Origin of the sequence: Streptomyces venezuelae (assembly GCF_008642335.1) — a bacterium.
In the GTDB taxonomy this organism is placed as follows: Bacteria; Actinomycetota; Actinomycetes; order Streptomycetales; family Streptomycetaceae; genus Streptomyces; species Streptomyces venezuelae_F.
The window spans coordinates 5176401-5195457 of sequence record NZ_CP029191.1; the positions used below are offsets into that span (position 1 = coordinate 5176401).

Here is a 19057-nt window from a genome sequence, read left to right on the forward strand (position 1 = left end):
TGGGTAACACCACACCGGGGAGGCGCAATGAAGCGCATCAGACGCAGCGGGCCAGGCAGTGGCAGGGGGCGGCTGCGATGTTCGTTCGCGGCGGCCGTCGCGATGGCGGCCGTGCTCGGCACGGCAGCGGCCGTACCCGCCCAGGCGGCGGACGGCGATACGGCGAAGAGTGCCGGCGCGACGTCCCTGCCGCCCGAGCTGGAGAAGATCCGGGCGGCGGAGGCCACCAAGCTCTACGGCAGCCCCGCCGAGCGCCCCATGGCCGACCGCAAGACCGGCCTGATCTCGCTCGGCGACAGCGAGATCTCCGGCGAGGGCGTCGGCACGTACGAACCGGGCACGGACGGCCCCGACAACTGGTGCCACCGCTCGCCGGACGCCGCGATCCACCGCACCGGCATCCCCGCCGACGTGACGTACAACGTCGCCTGCTCCGGCGCGCAGACCGTCAACATCAAGATCGGCGGCCAGAAGCAATATGCCGACGAGCTGGTCCAGAGCGACAACCTCGCGATCAAGGCCCGCAACACGAGGATCAAGACGATCCTTCTCGTCATCGGCGCCAATGACGACCTCGACTTCTCCGGGGTGATGACGGACTGCGTCACCCGCTTCCTGCTCAGCCAGGGCGCGTGCGCGGGCAAGTACGACGACGGCTGGCAGGCGCGTGTCGACGGGCTCGTGCCCAAGGTCGAGCGGTCCATCCGCGACCTCAAGACCGTCATGAAGGACGCGGGCTACCAGGAGGGCGACTACAAACTCGTCGCGATGGGCTACCCGAGCCCGATCGGCCCGGACTTCCGCGACAACCCCAAGTTCCCCGGCAAGCTGGCCTGCGGCGGACTCGGCTACGACTCCGACACCGAGTGGGGCCGCAACACCGCGGTACCGGCGTTCGAGACCGGCATGCGCAAGGCCGCGCGGAACGCGGGCGCCACCTACCTCGACAACTCGCGCCTCTTCCACGGTCACGAGGTCTGCATGGAGGACACCTGGGCGCGCGGTCTCTACGTGGACCTGTCGAACCCGTTCCCGCCGGACTCCAATTCGGTGCGCCAGTCCTTCCACCCCAACGCCCGCGGCCACGCCGCCTTCGCGTCCTGCCTCACCCAGATCTACCACTCGGACCGGCGCGAGGGCAGTTGCGCCGACCCCGCGAGCACGGGCAGCCCGAAGCTGTTCGAGGGCGCCTGGGACGACGTGTACCGGCCCCTGAAGAACGCGGCGACCGGCACCTGCCTCGACGTCGACGCCTCCAAGAGCCGCAACGGCACCAAGGTCCAGGGCTGGGACTGCACCGGCAACCGCAACCAGACCTGGTGGTACGACGACACACCCGGCGGGCAGCGCTCGTTGCACACAGGCCTCACCCAGGACCGCTGCCTGGACGTGCCCGACAGCGCGTACAAGGAGGGCACCGCGGTGACGCTCTGGAACTGCCACGGCGGCGGCAACCAGAAGTTCGTCCGGGACGGGGCGACCGTGCGTCCCGCCGCAGCGAACGGGCTCTGCCTGACGCTGGCAGGCCCCAAGGAGCCGGTGCGGCTGCAGAAGTGCACGGGAGCGGCGAACCAGCGGTTCGCCTGAGAACGCGGCAGGGGCCCTTCACGCGCGCGTGAAGGGCCCCTGCGGTCACGTACTACGCCAGGCCGGGGCCGCGCACCGGAATGTGCGTGAACGTCGGCTCCGGAGCGGGGTTCTGGAAGAAGTCGTTGCCCTTGTCGTCGACGACGATGAACGCGGGGAAGTCCTCGACCTCGATCTTCCAGACCGCCTCCATGCCGAGCTCCTCGTACTCGACGACCTCGACCTTCTTGATGCAGTCCTGCGCGAGGCGCGCGGCCGGGCCGCCGATCGAGCCGAGGTAGAAGCCGCCGTGCGCGTCGCACGCGTCGGTGACCTGCTGGGAGCGGTTGCCCTTGGCCAACATGACCTTGGAGCCGCCCGCGGCCTGGAACTGCTCCACGTAGGAGTCCATGCGACCGGCCGTGGTCGGCCCGAAGGAACCGGACGCGTAACCCTCGGGGGTCTTCGCCGGGCCCGCGTAGTACACGGGGTGGTCCTTCAGGTACTGCGGCATCTCCTCGCCCGCGTCCAGCCGCTCCTTGATCTTGGCGTGCGCGATGTCGCGGGCCACGACCAGCGGTCCGGTGAGCGAGAGACGGGTCTTCACCGGGTGCTTGGTGAGCTCGGCGAGGATGTCGTCCATGGGCCGGTTGAGGTCGATCTTGACGACGTCCTCCTCCTCGCCCAGGTGCTCGTCCGTCGTCTCCGGCAGGAAGCGCGCCGGGTCCGTCTCCAGCTGCTCCAGGAAGACGCCCTCCGCGGTGATCTTCGCGGTGGCCTGGCGGTCGGCCGAGCAGGAGACGGCGATGGCGACGGGCAGCGAGGCGCCGTGCCGGGGCAGGCGCACCACGCGCACGTCGTGGCAGAAGTACTTGCCGCCGAACTGCGCGCCGATGCCGATCTTCTGCGTCAGCTCGAAGACCTTCTCCTCCAGCTCCTTGTCCCGGAAGCCGTGACCGGTGGGGGAGCCTTCGGCGGGCAGCTCGTCCAGGTAGTGCGCGGAGGCGTACTTCGCGGTCTTCAGGGCGAACTCGGCGGACGTGCCGCCAACGACGATCGCCAGGTGGTACGGCGGGCACGCGGCCGTGCCCAGCGAGCGGATCTTCTCCTCCAGGAACTTCATCATGGAGGCCTCGTTCAGGACGGCCTTCGTCTCCTGGTAGAGGAACGACTTGTTGGCCGAGCCGCCGCCCTTGGCCATGAAGAGGAACTTGTAGGCGCCGCCGTCGGTCGCGTACAGCTCGATCTGGGCCGGCAGGTTGGAGCCGGTGTTCTTCTCCTCCCACATGGTGAGCGGAGCCATCTGCGAGTAGCGCAGGTTGAGTTTCGTGTACGCGTCGAAGATGCCCTTGGAGAGCGCCTTCTCGTCCTCACCTTCGGTGAGGACGTTCTGGCCGCGCTTGCCCATGACGATGGCGGTGCCGGTGTCCTGGCACATCGGGAGCACGCCCGCGGCGGCGATGTTGGCGTTCTTCAGCAGGTCGAGGGCGACGAACTTGTCGTTGCCCGACGCCTCGGGGTCGTCGACGATGCGCCGCAGCTGGGCGAGGTGCGCGGGCCGCAGGTAGTGCTGGATGTCGTGGATGGCCTCGGCGGCGAGCTTGCGCAGGGCCTCCGGGTCGACCTTGAGGAACGTCCGCCCGTCGGCCTCGAAGGTGGAGACACCCTCGGCGGTCACCAGCCGGTACGGCGTGGTGTCCTCTCCCAGGGGGAGCAGATCGGAGTACTCAAACTCTGGCATTACGGCCATTCCTCACTCGGCAGACAGCGGCGCGGCCTCCATTGGCGACGCGTCAACCAGCGTAGAGCGCGCCGACCCGGCCGGGTTTGTGAGGTAAGGCTCAGTAGGCCGGAGCGGGTTGCCCACAGGGGTAGTCGCGATCTATCGCGTTTGGGTACGCTGCCGGTGTGGACCTCGAAAAGCAGCAGCCCTCAGCGCTCCGTGCCTCCGACGCCGACCGGGACCGCACGGCGGACATACTCCGGGAGGCCCTGGCCGAGGGCCGCCTGACCGCCGACGAGCACGCCGAGCGGATCGACGGGGTCTACCGCGCCAAGACCATGGCCGAGCTGGAACCGCTGGTGCGTGACCTGCCCGCGGCGCACGAGCAGCCGTCCGCCCGCCGCGCCGCCCCCGAGCCCGCGCCGTCCCGCCCGTCCCCGGGCGTCGTCCCGCCGGTCGCCGACGAGAACCTCGTCGCGGTGCTGAGCAGCTCGGTGCGCCGCGGCCGCTGGCGCGTGGGCCGGCGCACCCATGCGTACGCCGTGTTCGGCAGCGTCGAGATCGACCTGAGCGAGGCGATCTTCGAACACCGCCAGGTCCTCATCAAGGCGTTCGCGATCTTCGGCTCGGTCGAGGTCCGCGTCCCGGAGAACGTCTCGCTGCGCGGCAGCGGCACGGGCGTCCTCGGCAGCTACGAGGTGGACACGCTCGACTCCCCGGACCAGGACGCCCCCGTCGTCTTCGTGGACGGCGTGGCGGTGATGGGCAGCATCGAGGCCCGCCCCAAGCGCGGCAAGTTCGTCCGCGACCTCCACCGGCAGCTGCGCAAACACCTCGGACACTGAGGCGGCGACCGGACAGAGACTGAACGGAGACCGGACGGCGACAGGGGGCGTACGCGGGGACGCGCTGGGGGCGCGAGGAGTCCGGACTTCCGGACATCGGAACTCAGTGCATAGGCGCGCACACAGCGGGTAGAGCTTGCTGCATCGTCTCTCGCTCGCGAAGCCGTCGTCAGGAGTAGACCGTGCTGCAACCGTCGCCGCATCAGTCTCTGCAGGTCGCCGCTGTTCCGGCCCAGCGTGAGCCAGTGCGAGATCGGGACGATGACGCCCCGTGGCACACGGAGGCCGTGTGCCGCCGTGACGAGGCCGGACTCTTCTTCGCCCCGTCCAAGGAACCGACCGCGGCGCGGCTCTCCCGCGAGGAGGCCGCCAAGCGCGTCTGCGCCCGCTGCCCCGTCATGGTCGAGTGCCGCGAGCACGCCCTCCTGCAGCCCGAGCCGTACGGCGTGTGGGGCGGCCTCACCGCCGCCGAGCGCCGCGTGGTCCTGGCCCGCCGCCGCAGGCGCGACCTGGAGCTCCAGAAGGCGGCGCACGCGGCGGGGATAGCCGCGGCCGGATAGGCACGGCGCACCGCGCACATCTGCTCGCGTACAGCTCGCGTACGCCGATGGGGGCGTCCCCCGCACGGGACGCCCCCATCGACGTACGGCTGCCGGTCCGGCCGTCTGCCGCTCCTACTTCGCGCGGTCGAAGTCGACCGCGCTGTACGCGCGCAGCTTCGACAGCCGGTGGTCGGAGTCGATCTTGCGGATCGTGCCCGACTTGGAGCGCATGACCAGGGACGACGTCGAAGCGGTCGCCGCGCGGTAGCGGACGCCCTGGAGCAGCTCGCCGTCGGTGATGCCCGTCGCGACGAAGAAGACGTTGTCGCCCTTGACCAGGTCGTCCGTGGACAGCGTGCGGTCCAGGTCGTGGCCGGCGTCGATGGCGCGCTGGCGCTCCTCGTCGTCCTTGGGCCACAGCTTGCCCTGGATGGTGCCGCCCAGGCACTTGATGGCGCAGGCCGAGATGATGCCCTCGGGGGTGCCGCCGATGCCCATCAGCAGGTCGACGCCCGTGCCCTCGCGGACGGCCATGACCGAGCCCGCGACGTCGCCGTCCGAGATGAACTTGATGCGCGCTCCGGTCTCGCGGATCTCCTTGACGATGCCCTCGTGCCGGGGCCGGTCGAGGATCATGACCGTGACGTCCTCGGGCGAGGAGTTCTTCGCCTTGGCGACGCGGCGGATGTTGACCGAGACGGGTGCGTTGATGTCGACGTAGTCCGCGGCTTCGGGGCCTGTGACCAGCTTGTCCATGTAGAAGACGGCCGACGGGTCGAACATGGCGCCGCGGTCGGCGGCGGCCAGCACGGCGATGGCGTTCGGCATGCCCTTCGCGCAGAGCGTCGTGCCGTCGATCGGGTCGACGGCGATGTCGACCTCGGCGCCGGTGCCGTCGCCGATGCGCTCCCCGTTGAAGAGCATCGGGGCTTCGTCCTTCTCGCCCTCGCCGATGACGACGACACCGTTCATCGAGACGGTGTGGACGAGGGTCCGCATGGCCCTGACCGCCGCGCCGTCGGCGCCGTTCTTGTCGCCGCGGCCGACCCAGCGGCCCGCGGCCATGGCGGCGGCCTCGGTGACCCGGACGAGCTCCAGGGCGAGGTTGCGGTCGGGAGCCTCGGGAGAGACCTCGAGCTCGGACGGGAGATGATGCTCGGTCATCGGAGCGCACCTTTCTGCTTGATACGACGACGGCCGGATGAGGGATTGTGAACGACTCTATCCGTAGGCCGACAAAATGAGCAGAGGGCCCCACGCATGAGCGGCGGAGGCGCCGAGGGCGAGACCGGGGGAAGGCGCGCGGTCCGCGCCTGAGACCATGGGGGCGTGGCAGGAAGACAAGGCACTCAGACCGTCAAGAACATGCTGTGGTCGTTGGTGGTGATCGCGCTCGCCGCGGGTGTGATCTACATCTTCATCCCGCACAACGAGTCCAAGAGCTCCGTGAAGCGGGTCGACTACCGCGTGGAGCTCCTGACGGCCCGCCGGGCCGCGGCCTACCCCGTGGCGGCGCCCGAGGGCCTGGCCAAGGCGTGGAAGCCGACGTCCGTGCGGTTCAACGGCGCCGACCACGACACCTGGCACCTGGGTTTCCTCGACCCGGACGAGGAGTACGTGGCGATCGAGCAGTCGACGGAGAAGCCGTCCGCGTTCATCAAGAGGGTCACGCAGAACGCCTCGAAGACCGACGCCGCCGACGAGATCGGCGGCCGCACCTGGCAGCGGTACAAGGGCTCGAAGTACGACGCCCTCGTGATCGAGGGGCAGGGTGCCACGACGGTGGTCACGGGCACGGCGTCCTTCGATCAGCTGGCGAAGATGGCGGAGTCGCTGAAGATGTCCTGAACCACCTCGTTGCAGACACACGGAAGGGCCCCCGGCGGCGTGCCGGGGGCCCTTCCATGTGTCGTGGTGTCGTGCGCCACAGGCTCTCAGACCGTGGTGACGACGTCCTCGTAGGACAGGCGCGGGGAGCGCGGGAACCAGGCGTCCTCGCCCGGCTTGCCGATGTTGACGATCATCAGCGGGGTGTGGTCGTCGTCCAGGAACTCCTTCTGGACGCCGGCCGGGTCGTAACCCGTCATCGGACCGGCGGCCAGACCGGCGGCGCGGACGCCGACGATGAAGTACGCGGCCTGCAGCGCGGCGTTCAGCTGGGCGGCCTGCTCGCGGACCGGGCGCTCCGAGAAGAAGGCGTCCTTGGCCTGCGGGAAGTGCGGGAACAGGGCGGGGAGCTCGTTGTGGAACTCGTTGTCCGCGGAGAGGATCGCGACGAGCGGCGCGGCGGCCGTCTTCGGGCGGTTGCCCTCGGCCATGTGCTGCACCAGGCGCTCGCGGGCCTCGGGGGAGCGGACCAGGGTGACGCGCAGCGGCGACTGGTTGAAGGCGGTCGGGCCGTACTTGACCAGGTCGTAGATGGCCTGGACCTGCTCGTCGGTGACCGGCTCGTCGGTGAAGGTGTTCGCGGTGCGGGCCTCGCGGAAGAGCAGGTCCTGGGCGGCGGGGTCAAGTGCGAGAGACATGGATCAACCTTCTTGAACGTACGGGGTGTCTGCGGAACCCGTCACCGGGCTCGCGACTACGACAGTACGCCGCCACTGTTCAACTTTCAATCAAAACTGGAGCTGCGTGATCCGGTTCACAAACCGCAGGTCAGCGCTGTTTTGCCTCAGGCGTCCTCGTCGGTGTCCGCCTCATCGTCCATCTCCGGGCCCGCCAGGGCCGCGTCGAGCCGGGCGCGGGCGCCGTCGAGCCAGCGCCGGCAGATCTTCGCCAGCTTCTCTCCGCGCTCCCACAGGGCGAGCGACTCCTCCAGGGTCGTGCCGCCGGTCTCCAGGCGGCGCACCACCTCGATGAGCTCGTCCCGCGCCTGCTCGTAGCCGAGCGCGTCCGTGGAGCCGGTGACGTGGTCGGTCGTGCTGGTCATGCGCTCACCCTAATTCTCGCTTTTGGCATCGGCTTGTGCGGTTCCTGCTGTTTCTTCTGCCTGTGCTGTGGTTTGCACGGCTCGTACGGTGAAGTCGCCCTCGGCGACGCGCGCCTTCAGCTCGTCGCCGGCGTCCACGTCCTCGGGGGCGCGGACGACCGAGCCGTCGGCCTTCTGCAGCACCGCGTACCCCCTCTGGAGGGTCGCGGCGGGGGAGAGGGCCACCACGCGCGCGTGGGTGTGCGTCAACTCCGACCCCGCCCGGTCGAGGAGGTGCCCGAGCGTGCGCCGGCTGCGGTCGACGAGCGCGGCGACCTGCTCCTCGCGCTCCTCGACCATGCGGTGCGGGTGCTCCATGCAGGGCCGGGCCAGGGCGTGCGCGAGGCCGCGGGCCTCCCTCTCCAGGAAGCCGTCCATGCTGCGGCGGGCACGGTCGCGGAGCCACTGCACGCGCTCGTACTCCTCGCCGACGTCCGGCACGACCTTCTTGGCGGCGTCGGTGGGGGTGGAGGCGCGCAGGTCCGCGACGTGGTCCAGGAGCGGGTTGTCCGGCTCGTGGCCGATGGCGGACACGACCGGCGTACGGCACGAGGCCACGGCGCGCACGAGCTGCTCGTCCGAGAACGGGAGCAGGTCCTCCACGCTGCCGCCGCCGCGCGCCACGATGATCACGTCGACCTCGTCGTGGGCGTCCAGGTCCTTCACGGCCTGCACGACCTGCGGCACGGCGTGGATGCCCTGCACGGGGACGTTGCGCACCTCGAAGCGGACGGCGGGCCAGCGGTGCCGGGCGTTCTCCAGGACGTCGCGCTCGGCGGCGGACGCGCGGCCGGTGACGAGCCCGATGAGCTGCGGCAGGAAGGGCAGCGCCTTCTTCCGCTCGGGCGAGAAGAGCCCTTCGGCACCCAGGCTCTTCTTCAGCTGCTCGATCCGGGCGAGCAGCTCGCCGACGCCGACGGGCTTTATCTCGGCGGCCCGCAGCGACAGCTGCCCCCGCCGCTCGTACCACTCCGGCTTCGCGCGTACGACGACGCGGGCGCCCTCGGACACGACGTCCGCGACCGCGTCGAACACCTGGCGGTAGCAGGTGACGCTCACGGAGATGTCGTGCGACGGGTCGCGCAACGTCATGAAGACGACGCCGGCGCCGGGCCTGCGGGACAGCTGCGTGATCTGCCCCTCGACCCAGACGGCCCCGAGCCGGTCGATCCACCCACCGATGAGCCGCGACACCTCACCGACGGGGATCGGCGCGTCGGCGGACGTGTTGAGAGCCATACACCGAGCGTAACGGCCCGTACTGACAACCCCCGGTACGCACCGGAAGCCTCCCTTGGCGGTCAGGATGGTGCTGATCGCCGCTCAGCGAAACGGGGGCGGGGCGCCAGTCGCCGTCAAGGGGCGCGGGGAACTGCACGAACAACCACGACGCACCCGCACCCGAGGAACGCCCCAGGGGCGCGGGGAACTGCGCGATCAACCACAACGCACCCGCACCCGATCAATCCCGCACAGGCCCCCGCTCAATCCCGCACAGGCCCCCGCTCAATCCCGCCCAGGCCCCCGCTCAATCCCGCACAGGCCCCCGCGCCCGACCCCGCGCCCGACCCTGCGCCAGCAGAACAACCAACCCCACCCCCAGCCAGACCGCCCCCACCACCTGCGCGGAGCCGGACGCCTCCCAGATGACCGCGATCACGATCGCCGCCCCGAGCACAGGCACCAGCACATGCCGCCACCAGCTGAACCCCGCGTCCCGGTGGCGCAGCGCGAACCAGCCCACCACGCTCGCGTGCAGCAGCAGGAACGCCGTGAGCGCCCCGATGTCGACCACCGACACCAGGTGGTCCATCCCGTCGTCCCGCCGCGCCGCCCACACCGCCGCCACCATCGTGATGACCGCCGCACACAGCAGCGCGACCCGCGGCGTACCGGAGTCCGTCTTGGAGAGGGCCTTCGGCAGCCGCCGGTCCCGCGCCATCGCGAACAGCAGCCGCCCCGCCGCCGCCTGCCCGGCGAGCGCCGCGAACGCCGCCCCGATCGCCTTGCTGACGGCCACCAGGTCATGGAGCCACGACCCCGCGGCCGAGTCCACGGAGTCGTAGAACGCCGTGCCCTGCTTCCCCGGATCCGACGCGAGCTCGGCCGAGGACATCGGCTCCAGGAGGGCCACCAGATACGTCTGGAGGATGAACAGGAAGCCGGCGAGCGCCAGGCACACGAGCACCGCACGCGCGACCTTCGCCGACCCGCCCGTCACCTCCTCCGCGAAGGAGGCGATCGCGTCGAAGCCCAGATACGACAGGACCGCGATCGACACCGCGCCCACCACCGCCGACAGCGCGAACGCGCCCTGCGACCCGTCCCCGGCCAGCGGCGACAACCAGTCGCGCGTGGCGCCGTCCCTGATGAGCACGACCACCGCAGCCACGACGAAGACGAGCAGGACCACGACCTCCATGGCGAGCACCGCGAACCCGACCCGCGCCGCCGTCCGCACGCCCCACAGGTTCAGCGCGGTCGTGATGAGCACCGCGAGCGCCGTCCACACCCACCGGGACACCGACGGCACCAGCGAGTTCATGGCGATGCCCGAGAAGAGGTACGCGACCGCCGGGATGAGGAGGTAGTCGAGCATCGCCATCCACCCGGCGATGAACCCGGGCCCTTTTCCGAGCCCCGCGCGCGCGTAGGCGAACACGGACCCCGCCTGGGGGACGACCCGCACCATCTGCGCGTAACTGAAAGCGGTGAACGCCATCGCGACCGTGGCGACCAGATAGACGAGGGCGACGGCGCCGTGCGACTTGGCGTCCAGCGTCCCGAAGACGCCGACCGGCGCCATGGGGGCGATGAACAGAAGGCCGTAGACCACGAGGTCGCGGAAGCCGAGGCTGCGCCGCAGCCCGTCACCCGGTGACGGCTCGGCGCCCCTCGCGGGCTCGGCGTGGGCTCCCGTACTGGCGGACTGTCCGGACATCGTGCCTCCGTGCCTCCGTGCCTCCGTGGGTCAAGGCCGCGTAGATCAACGCAGGTCCGTCGCGTAGATCGACGCAGGACCCCAGTGTCCCCAACCGGGCGATCTTTGACGCGCTGGACGCGGCCTTACGATGGGGGCATGACTGCTACGCCTGGCTCCCGCCGTGTCCTGCTCGCCGCTCCCCGTGGCTACTGCGCGGGCGTGGACCGTGCCGTGATCGCCGTCGAGAAGGCCCTGGAGCAGTACGGGGCCCCGATCTACGTACGCCACGAGATCGTCCACAACAAGTACGTGGTGCAGACCCTGGAGAAGAAGGGCGCGATCTTCGTCGACCAGACGGCGGAGGTGCCCGAGGGGTCCATCGTGATGTTCTCCGCGCACGGCGTCGCCCCGACCGTCCACGCGGAGGCCGCCGAGCGGAAGCTCGCCACCATCGACGCGACGTGCCCGCTGGTCACGAAGGTCCACAAGGAAGCGGTCAGGTTCGCCAAGGAGGATTACGACATCCTCCTCATCGGGCACGAGGGCCACGAGGAAGTCATCGGTACGTCGGGCGAGGCGCCCGACCACATCACGCTGGTCGACGGCCCCGAGGACGTCGCGAACGTCGAGGTCCGCGACCCGGACAAGGTGGTCTGGCTCTCCCAGACGACCCTCTCCGTGGACGAGACCATGGAGACCGTCGACGCGCTGAAGGGCAAGTTCCCGAACCTGCTCTCGCCGCCCAGCGACGACATCTGCTACGCCACGCAGAACCGCCAGATCGCGGTGAAGAAGCTCGCGGAGGACGCCGAGCTGGTCATCGTCGTCGGCTCCAAGAACTCGTCGAACTCCATCCGCATGGTCGAGGTCGCCCTGGACGCGGGCGCCGCGGCCTCGTACCTGGTGGACAACGCCGGCGAGATCGACGAGGCGTGGCTGGAGGGCGTGACCACGGTCGGCCTGACCTCGGGCGCCTCCGTGCCGGACGTGCTGGTCGACGGCGTCATCGAGTGGCTCGCCGAGCGGGGCTACGGCGACGTGGAGACCGTCAAGACGGCCGACGAGTCCATCACCTTCTCGCTGCCCAAGGAGCTCCGCAGGGACCTGCGCGCCGAGGCGGCGCAGCTGTCGCAGGGCTGAGGCGCCGCGGACGGCCGCGTACTGCTGCCGCGGACGGCCGCGTACTGCTGGGGCACTGACCGGGCGGCCGGGCCGTCCCGCATCGACGTCGCGGGCGCCGTACGGTGGGAGCCATGCAGATCTTCGGTGTGGACATCGGCGGATCCGGGATCAAGGGCGCTCCCGTTGACCTGGATCGTGGAGACCTGACAGAAGAGCGCCACAAGGTGCTGACCCCCCAACCCTCGACCCCGGACGCCGTGGTCGACGGCGTGTGCGAGGTCGTCCGGCACTTCGGCTGGACGGGCCCCGTGGGTGCGACCTTCCCCGGCGTGATCACGAACGGCACGGCACGTACCGCCGCGAACGTGGACAAGAGCTGGATCGGCACGGACATCCAGAAGCTCGTCTCCGAGCGGCTCGACGGCACCAAGGTGACCGTCCTGAACGACGCGGACGCGGCGGGCGTCGCCGAGATGCACTTCGGCGCGGGCCGCGGCCGTACCGGCACGGTCATCCTGCTCACCCTCGGCACGGGCATCGGCAGCGCGCTGTTCACCGGCGGCCGCCTGGTCCCGAACACGGAGCTCGGCCACCTGGAGCTGCGCGGCCACGACGCGGAGAAGAAGGCGTCCTCCAAGGCACGCGAGGACGAGGACCTGAGCTGGGAGCACTGGGCGCGCCGCGTACAGAAGTACCTCGCGCACGTGGAGATGCTGTTCTCGCCCGAGCTGTTCATCATCGGCGGCGGCGTGAGCCGCAAGTCGCAGAAGTTCCTGCCGCTCATCGAGGGCATCTCGGCGGAGATCGTCCCGGCGCAGCTGCAGAACAACGCGGGGATCGTGGGGGCGGCGATGGCGGCGGCGGAGGCGTAGCGCTGCGCTGGGCTGGGCGGAGGCGTGGAGCTGCGCTGGGCTGGGCGGAGGCGTGGAGCTGCGCTGCGCTGGGCGGGACGCGTAAAGCTGCACCGGGCGGGGGGCGTAGAGCTACGCCGGGCGGGACGCGTAAAGCTGCGCTGGGCTAGGCGGTGGGCAGGCGCTTCCCGGCAGCCCCGGTGTTGCCGGCGGAACCCGCGCCCGCGCCCCCGCCCCTGCCCCCGCCCCCGCCCCCGCTTCCGCTCCGAGCCGCAGGAGCGGGCGGCCCCGTCAGCCTCCCCTGCCTCCGCAACACCATCAGCCGAATCTTCCGTACGGTCACGATGAGCCCGGCGACGAGCGTCCCGCCGTACAGCCAGCCGGCCTGGAGGGCCAGCGTCGTCACGAGCCCCATGAACCGGCCGCCGAACCCGGCCGTGCCCTCCGCCACGGGCAGCACCCCGGCGGCGAAGGCGATCGGCACGGCCACGGGGGCGGTGACCAGGTCGGCGGGGCGCACCCAGAGGGCCGTCAGCGCGGCGACGGGTACGAACAGCACGCCGTACGCGACGACGGAACCGTCGCCGATCAGGTGCAGCAGGCAGGCGAGCAGGAACATCACCGCCGTGCAGAAGAGCCCGCTGCCGAGCCCGGTCAGCCTGGGGTTGGGCATGCGCCGCAGCGCGCGGTACAGCGGGGCCCTGCGCAGGGCGCGTACGAACGGTGGAACGGGACGGCGCGGGCGGGGCGCGGACCGGTACGTCGTGCCCGCCGCGGCGGGCCGTCCCTGTGGGGGCAGCGGGGCAGGTCGGCGGGGCCGGGCCGGTGAGGTGGTCCTGGGGCCGGACTGAGGGGGACGCGTCCTGTGTTGCTCCACTGGACCAACCTAGGCGGGGCGCGGCGCGGAATCCGGCACGGGACACGCCCTTGGGCCGACCTTGGCCATCCGTTCGATGCGGAGGCGACGGGCAGGCGGGGGCGGCGGACGCACGCCGTAGACTGGGGGATCGCCCCACGGTCGCTCCGGCCCTCCGGGCCGTCCACCCACAGCCCTCACGTACGGGAAGTCGCAACGTGTCGCTCACGATCGGAATCGTCGGTCTGCCGAATGTCGGCAAGTCGACCCTGTTCAACGCCCTGACCAAGAACGACGTGCTGGCGGCCAACTACCCGTTCGCCACGATCGAGCCGAACGTGGGCGTGGTCGGTGTCCCCGACCCCCGCCTCACGAAACTGGCCGAGATCTTCTCCTCCCAGAAGGTCCTCCCGGCGACGGTGGACTTCGTCGACATCGCGGGCATCGTGCGCGGTGCGAGCGAGGGCGAGGGCCTCGGCAACAAGTTCCTCGCGAACATCCGCGAGTCGGACGCGATCTGCCAGGTCATCCGCGCCTTCAAGGACGAGAACGTGGTCCACGTGGACGGCAAGGTCTCGCCCAAGGACGACATCGAGACGATCAACACGGAGCTGATCCTCGCGGACCTCCAGACGATCGAGAAGGTCCTGCCGCGCCTCCAGAAGGAGTCGCGCATCAAGAAGGACGTGGCGCCCAAGGTCAGGGCGGTCGAGGAGGCCCAGGCGATCCTGGAGAAGGGCGACACGCTCTTCTCCCAGGGCATCGTCCAGGGCTCGGGCCGCGAGGAGCTCCTCCACGACCTGCACCTCCTCACCACCAAGCCCTTCCTCTACGTCTTCAACGTGGACGAGGAAGAGCTGACCGACGACGCCTTCAAGGCCGAGCAGAGCGCCCTGGTCGCCCCCGCGGAGGCGATCTTCCTCAACGCGAAGCTGGAGTCGGACCTCGCGGAACTGGACGAGGACGAGGCCCTCGAACTCCTCCAGTCGGTGGGCCAGGAGGAGCCCGGCCTCGCCACCCTCGCCCACGTCGGCTTCCGCACCCTCGGCCTCCAGACCTACCTCACGGCAGGCCCGAAGGAATCCCGCGCCTGGACGATCCCCCAGGGAGCCACGGCCCCCGAGGCGGCCGGCGTCATCCACACGGACTTCCAGAAGGGCTTCATCAAGGCCGAGGTCATCTCTTTTGAGGACCTGGTCGAAACGGGCTCGGTCGCGGAGGCCCGCGCGGCGGGCAAGGCGCGCATGGAGGGCAAGGAGTATGTGATGCAGGACGGGGATGTGGTGGAGTTCCGGTTCAACGTGTAGCGACTGACGCGTCACCACGTCGCTGATCTGGCAAAAATGCGGGTCAGATAGGGTCCGGCTCTTTTGGGTCGGGCCCTTGGTTTTTCCCGAGCTGGGACATGTGCGAGTGGCGTGCCGACCGAGTGTGGGAGGTGGTGCAGGCGTAGCGCCTTTCCTACTCGTTTGACACAATCGGTGGCATGGCTGGGACGACGTACAGCATCGGGGAAGGCCCGGCGACGCGGGTGAGTCTGTCGCTGCCGGAGGGGACCGCGGAGGCGATCCGGGCTCGGGTGGGCAAGCGGGAGTTCTCCGCGTTCATCGCCGAGGCGGTCGAGCGTGAGCTGCGCGGGCAGGTCCTGGACGAGTACCTGGCGGACTATGAGAGCCGCAAGGGGCCGGTCTCCGAGCCGGCTCGCCAGCGGGCGCGGCAGGTCTTCGACGAGGTGTTCGCCGAGGAGGCCGAGTGGCCCGCCGCAGGCTGAGTCACGAGGGGACGCTGGTCCTCGACAGCGAGGGGCTCTCGAAGCTGCTCGCCGACGACGAGCAGGTGGTGGCTCTGATCGCGGAGGCGCGCTCGCGCGGTATGGAGGTCGTGATCAGTGCGCTCACCATCATCGAGGCCGTCCATGCCCGTACGAACAAGTCACGGCTGAACTGGGCGCTCTCCGGGTTGCGCGTAGTTCCGGTGGGCGACGAGGAGGCGAGGGCGGCCTCAAAGCTGTTGATGGATGCTGGTTTGCACGGGCATAAGTACGCGATCGACGCGGCGGTCGCCGAGGCCGCGCTGCGACAGCATCGGCCGGTGATCATGCTGACCTCTGATATCGATGACATGGCCAAACTCTGCGGCGATCGCGTTCGGCTGGTGGGGATCTAACTGCGACTGCCCCGGATGCCGCCTTCCTGGCTGAGGCCCGCCGAAATGGGATGAGGACGCCGCACCTTGGCGGGATTGCCAGTGGTGAACGCGAATGCGGACTGGTAGCACTGATCAAGGTCCGGGCAGCGCGGTTTTAGCGGGGGAACGTGGGCTGGCAGGAAGAAGTCGTCTCGGCGCTGGACGCCTGGGTGGCACACGAAGGCGTGGCTGCTCGCGAGCCACGGTGGCGCCCCCTGGGGCGAGCGGTGCGGGGTCGGAAACCGGGGGAGTACGTAGTCGACGTGCGCGGGTCCGAAGCCGGGACGGACCAGCTCCAGGGGGACAGTCTGCGACTGGCTGGACCTGATGAGAGCGACATCGACGCAGGTCACTCCGTGCTCGACGTGTACAAGGACGGCACCGCGCTTCGCGTGCGTGTTCCGGAGTTCGCAGACCCGGCGGACCCCTGTCTGTGGATGAAGCCGCAGCCCACCGGTTTCCTCGTCAAGGCGCTGCGGGAAGGCATGGCCTCGCTCGCGGATGCTCCGCTGGCCCATCTCATGGCCCGAGGTGAGGCGGGGACGGGGCGGCTTGCTGCCACCGGACTGCCGCCCGGCACGCTCTTGCCTGCTCAGGATCGCGCCTATCGGGCATGCATGGGCGAGGGTCTGTGGCTGGTGTGGGGGCCGCCGGGTACTGGCAAGACCACAGTTCTCAAACGCGCCATCAGCGATCTCGTTGCCCGGGGGAAACGGGTCCTGTTGGTCTCGGCCACCAATATCGCCGTGGACAACGCCCTGTGGGGTGTGGTCAAAGAGCGACGGCATGGTGATGGCGAGCTCGTCCGCGTGGGGCCGCCTCACTTGAGGGAGATTGCAGAAGACGGGAGTGTCTGCCTCACGTTGATGGTGCGCCACCGATTGACCGAAACCGATGAGCGCCGCCGTGCTGTCGCCGCTCAGCTGGTCGAGGCTCGGGAGCGGGCCCGGCAGCTGGAGGAGCTGGAACGGGGCCTCACGGACTTCGACGCTGTGGCATACGCCGCGGACCGTGTCCGACTCGACGATCCTGCCCGGGCTTCCGCGGCTTTGGAGCAGACGCTCGATCAGGCACGCCGGGATGCCAAGGACGCGGAGGACACTGCCGTACGGCTGGAGAGGTCCTACCAGGCCGCGCTCGAAGCGGTGAGGGCGACGAAGCAGGCTCAAACTGACTGGAAGACGTACGACGAGTATCAGGAAAGCCTGGACCGACTCCGCCGGGCAGTGACCGACTTGCAGGCGAAGGCACTGGTCGCCGACAGGGAGTGTGCGGCGGCTCAGGAGCTTGTGGACGGCCTTGAACAGCTGAAGGGCTTTGCGAGGCGCCGGGCGAAGCGGGAACGGGAAACCGCGCGCACTCGACTGGAGACGGCGCGCGCCGACGCGCACCATGCCGCTCAGAAGGCGGTGGACGCCCGGTCGGTCTTGGCCCGGCAGGAGAACGTCGTCGTGACGCAGTTGACGGAAATCGGGGCCCGGATTCCGTACAGCAAACAGGAGATCGAGCTCCGGCAGACGACCCTGAAGAGGGTGGAGAAAGCCCTGGAAAAGGCCCGGCGACACCACCTGGCGGAGGGCGCCCACCTGGCCGTCTTTGCCAGGGAACTTGGGCTTTCTCAAGCAGCTGAAGCTCGTATCGAGGAGGCCGACCGACTCGGCCATCCCCGGCGCCACGCACAGGTGGCGGACCTGAAACCTCGGGTGGCGCAGGATCAAGAGCACCGGCCGGCGCTGGAACGCCGCCATCGCGAACTCCAGGAGGAGTACGACAAGCTTGCGCGTGACGCCCAAGGCGAGATCATTCGTGGTGCCAAGGTCGTAGCCACTACCCTTGCCCGATTTCGTACCACAAAGGCGGTCTTCGAGGGTGAATACGACGTGGTCCTGGTCGATGAGGCCGGGGCCGCGACCCTGCCCGAGGTCCTCCTGGCCGTAGGGAAGGCGAAGACCACTGCGGTCCTCCTTGGGGACTTCATGCAGCTCGGTCCCGTGCTGCCGCAACTCGACGGAAGCAAGCGGCCCGACGTTGCCCGCTGGATCCTGCGTGAGGTCTACGAGCACTTCGATATCGAGTCCCCGATGGCAGCCGTGAATCACCAAGGCTGCGTCGTGCTGGATGTTCAGCACCGCTTCGGCCACGATGTGATGAGTCTGGCGAACTCACTCGCGTATGACGGCGTGTTGAAAGCCGGCCCAGGTATCGAGCAGCGTGCAGCGCGACGCGCCTCGGACGACCCCGAGATCGTGATCATCGACACCGACGGGCTGCAGAACCTCGCCCAGGTCCACCGCACCGGCCGTCGCAAAGGATGGTGGCCGGCTGGCTCGCTGCTCGCACGAGCCCTGATCGACCTGCACAGAGAGGACGGTGAGGAGGCCGGTGTCGTGACGCCGTATCCGGTACAGGCCGAAGCCACCTTGGAGGCGCTCCGGGACAACGAGGGCGCCGGCAGTCGGCTCGCCGAAGTCGGAACGGCTCATCGATTTCAGGGCCGTGAGTTCCCCGTGGTCATCTTCGACACCGTGGAGGACGACTACGGTGACGGCCTCTGGATGTCCCGGGCATCCCGGGCTCCTGGAGCGTCCGTCTGGGAGCGCAATGGGATACGACTCTTCAACGTCGCCGTCACCCGCGTTCAGACCAGGCTTTACGTTGTCGGAAGCCGAAGGCGCATCCTTGCTGCGGGTGGGCAGACCGCCATGGGTAGGCTTGCTGCGCTCATTGGCGAGCGACGCGTCCGCACGGTTCCGGCCACTCAGCTGATCGCCCCCGGCGGGCGGCCAGACATCCCTCTCGGTCCGTTCGGCACGCGTCTCGCCGACGTCCTCTCCCGGCATGTCGAAGTCTCCGACGTCGACGACGAGATCTCGTTCTACGAGACGTTTGCCGCACGGCTGGCCGAAGCACGCAACTCCTTGTGGATCTGGTCTCCGTGGACCGCGAAACGTCTCATCGGGCTGCTGCCGGTGCTGGACGAGGCCGTGCACCGAGGAGTCCGCGTGACGGTCTTCGTCCGTGATCCCTACGACACGGGTCAGAAGAAACAAGCCGACTTGGTCAGGCAACTTCGGGCAGTGGTGCAGACGGTCGTCCCCGTCAACGTAATGCACCAGAAGATCGTCGTGATCGACGAGCACACGGTTCTGCTGGGCAGCCTCAACTCCCTCTCGCAGAGCCGCTCACGTGAGGTCATGCTGACCATCAAGGGTGGCCACTTCGCACGCAAGATCCTGACTCACGAGCATGCGGAGGACTTTGCCGAACCTCCTCGGTGCGATGCATGCAAGGGGGACGAGGTGGACCTCCGCCGCCGGGCCGATGGTTCCTGGTACTGGCGATGCTTCAACCGGATGTGTTCAGCGCGGCGAGGGAGTCGGGCGTGGGAGAAGGCTGTTCGGCTTAAGTCAGGGGCGCGGCGTTAACTGGTTCAACCTCATCCAGGGTGGTCTCGGTTTTCGAGCGACCCCGTTG

Annotated in this window: 17 protein-coding genes; 10 read left to right on the plus strand and 7 right to left on the minus strand. The window is 69.4% G+C overall.

Annotated elements, in window-relative coordinates; genetic code table 11:
* Positions 1 to 27 precede the first annotated feature (27 nt).
* Positions 28 to 1587, plus strand: a complete 1560-nt coding sequence (locus DEJ49_RS23635) for a ricin-type beta-trefoil lectin domain protein (RefSeq protein WP_150185982.1) — start codon at positions 28 to 30, stop codon at positions 1585 to 1587.
* Positions 1588 to 1639: 52 nt separating this feature from the next.
* Here the strand turns inward: DEJ49_RS23635 and DEJ49_RS23640 are convergent, their stop codons facing one another.
* Positions 1640 to 3307, minus strand: a complete 1668-nt coding sequence (locus DEJ49_RS23640) for a fumarate hydratase (protein ID WP_190329424.1) — start codon at positions 3305 to 3307, stop codon at positions 1640 to 1642.
* Positions 3308 to 3474: 167 nt separating this feature from the next.
* Here DEJ49_RS23640 and DEJ49_RS23645 point away from each other — a divergent pair, with 167 nt between their 5' ends.
* The gene (locus tag DEJ49_RS23645) at positions 3475 to 4134 is read left to right on the plus strand and encodes a DUF1707 domain-containing protein (protein ID WP_150185984.1); all 660 of its coding nucleotides are present in this window, start codon (positions 3475 to 3477) and stop codon (positions 4132 to 4134) included.
* Positions 4135 to 4316: 182 nt separating this feature from the next.
* A complete protein-coding gene (locus tag DEJ49_RS23650) occupies positions 4317 to 4694 on the plus strand; it encodes a WhiB family transcriptional regulator (RefSeq protein WP_150171609.1) in 378 nt (125 codons plus the stop codon).
* Between the two features lie 114 nt (positions 4695 to 4808).
* On the opposite strand, the gene glpX is transcribed toward DEJ49_RS23650, so the two are convergent.
* On the minus strand, positions 4809 to 5840 hold the full coding sequence (gene glpX, locus DEJ49_RS23655; RefSeq protein WP_150185985.1) for a class II fructose-bisphosphatase: 1032 nt from the start codon (positions 5838 to 5840) through the stop codon (positions 4809 to 4811).
* A 165-nt stretch (positions 5841 to 6005) separates the two neighbouring features.
* Between glpX and DEJ49_RS23660 the strand changes: the two genes are divergently transcribed.
* The gene (locus DEJ49_RS23660) at positions 6006 to 6524 is read left to right on the plus strand and encodes a DUF4245 domain-containing protein (RefSeq protein ID WP_150185986.1); all 519 of its coding nucleotides are present in this window, start codon (positions 6006 to 6008) and stop codon (positions 6522 to 6524) included.
* 86 nt (positions 6525 to 6610) lie between these two features.
* Here the strand turns inward: DEJ49_RS23660 and DEJ49_RS23665 are convergent, their stop codons facing one another.
* From DEJ49_RS23665 to DEJ49_RS23680, 4 genes are all read right to left on the minus strand, one after another.
* Positions 6611 to 7201, minus strand: coding sequence for a malonic semialdehyde reductase (locus DEJ49_RS23665; protein ID WP_150185987.1), 591 nt, complete (start codon positions 7199 to 7201; stop codon positions 6611 to 6613).
* Between the two features lie 146 nt (positions 7202 to 7347).
* Positions 7348 to 7605, minus strand: a complete 258-nt coding sequence (locus DEJ49_RS23670) for an exodeoxyribonuclease VII small subunit (RefSeq protein WP_150185988.1) — start codon at positions 7603 to 7605, stop codon at positions 7348 to 7350.
* 9 nt (positions 7606 to 7614) lie between these two features.
* Positions 7615 to 8883 (minus strand): exodeoxyribonuclease VII large subunit, encoded by a 1269-nt coding sequence (gene xseA / locus DEJ49_RS23675; RefSeq protein ID WP_150185989.1) that lies wholly within the window; start codon positions 8881 to 8883, stop codon positions 7615 to 7617.
* 289 nt (positions 8884 to 9172) lie between these two features.
* Entirely contained in the window at positions 9173 to 10585 is a 1413-nt protein-coding gene (locus DEJ49_RS23680) for an APC family permease (protein WP_150185990.1), read from the minus strand.
* A gap of 138 nt (positions 10586 to 10723) precedes the next feature.
* Here DEJ49_RS23680 and DEJ49_RS23685 point away from each other — a divergent pair, with 138 nt between their 5' ends.
* On the plus strand, positions 10724 to 11707 hold the full coding sequence (locus tag DEJ49_RS23685) for a 4-hydroxy-3-methylbut-2-enyl diphosphate reductase (protein ID WP_150185991.1): 984 nt from the start codon (positions 10724 to 10726) through the stop codon (positions 11705 to 11707).
* Between the two features lie 113 nt (positions 11708 to 11820).
* Positions 11821 to 12561, plus strand: a complete 741-nt coding sequence (gene ppgK, locus DEJ49_RS23690; RefSeq protein ID WP_150185992.1) for a polyphosphate--glucose phosphotransferase — start codon at positions 11821 to 11823, stop codon at positions 12559 to 12561.
* 145 nt (positions 12562 to 12706) lie between these two features.
* Here ppgK and DEJ49_RS23695 read toward each other — a convergent pair whose 3' ends face one another.
* Positions 12707 to 13213: a DUF6542 domain-containing protein gene (locus DEJ49_RS23695; RefSeq protein ID WP_150185993.1), complete on the minus strand. Its 507-nt coding sequence runs from the start codon at positions 13211 to 13213 to the stop codon at positions 12707 to 12709.
* A 401-nt stretch (positions 13214 to 13614) separates the two neighbouring features.
* Here DEJ49_RS23695 and ychF point away from each other — a divergent pair, with 401 nt between their 5' ends.
* The 4 genes from ychF to DEJ49_RS23715 all read left to right on the plus strand — a co-directional run bounded on the left by ychF (position 13615) and on the right by DEJ49_RS23715 (position 19008).
* Entirely contained in the window at positions 13615 to 14703 is a 1089-nt protein-coding gene (ychF, locus tag DEJ49_RS23700) for a redox-regulated ATPase YchF (RefSeq protein WP_150185994.1), read from the plus strand.
* Positions 14704 to 14882: 179 nt separating this feature from the next.
* Positions 14883 to 15167, plus strand: coding sequence for a hypothetical protein (locus DEJ49_RS23705; RefSeq protein ID WP_150185995.1), 285 nt, complete (start codon positions 14883 to 14885; stop codon positions 15165 to 15167).
* A complete protein-coding gene (locus DEJ49_RS23710; RefSeq protein ID WP_150185996.1) occupies positions 15149 to 15562 on the plus strand; it encodes a DNA-binding protein in 414 nt (137 codons plus the stop codon). Before DEJ49_RS23705 ends, DEJ49_RS23710 begins: the two co-directional genes overlap by 19 nt.
* Before the next feature lie 377 nt (positions 15563 to 15939).
* Entirely contained in the window at positions 15940 to 19008 is a 3069-nt protein-coding gene (locus DEJ49_RS23715) for an AAA domain-containing protein (RefSeq protein WP_223832964.1), read from the plus strand.
* The last annotated feature ends 49 nt before the right edge of the window (positions 19009 to 19057 follow it).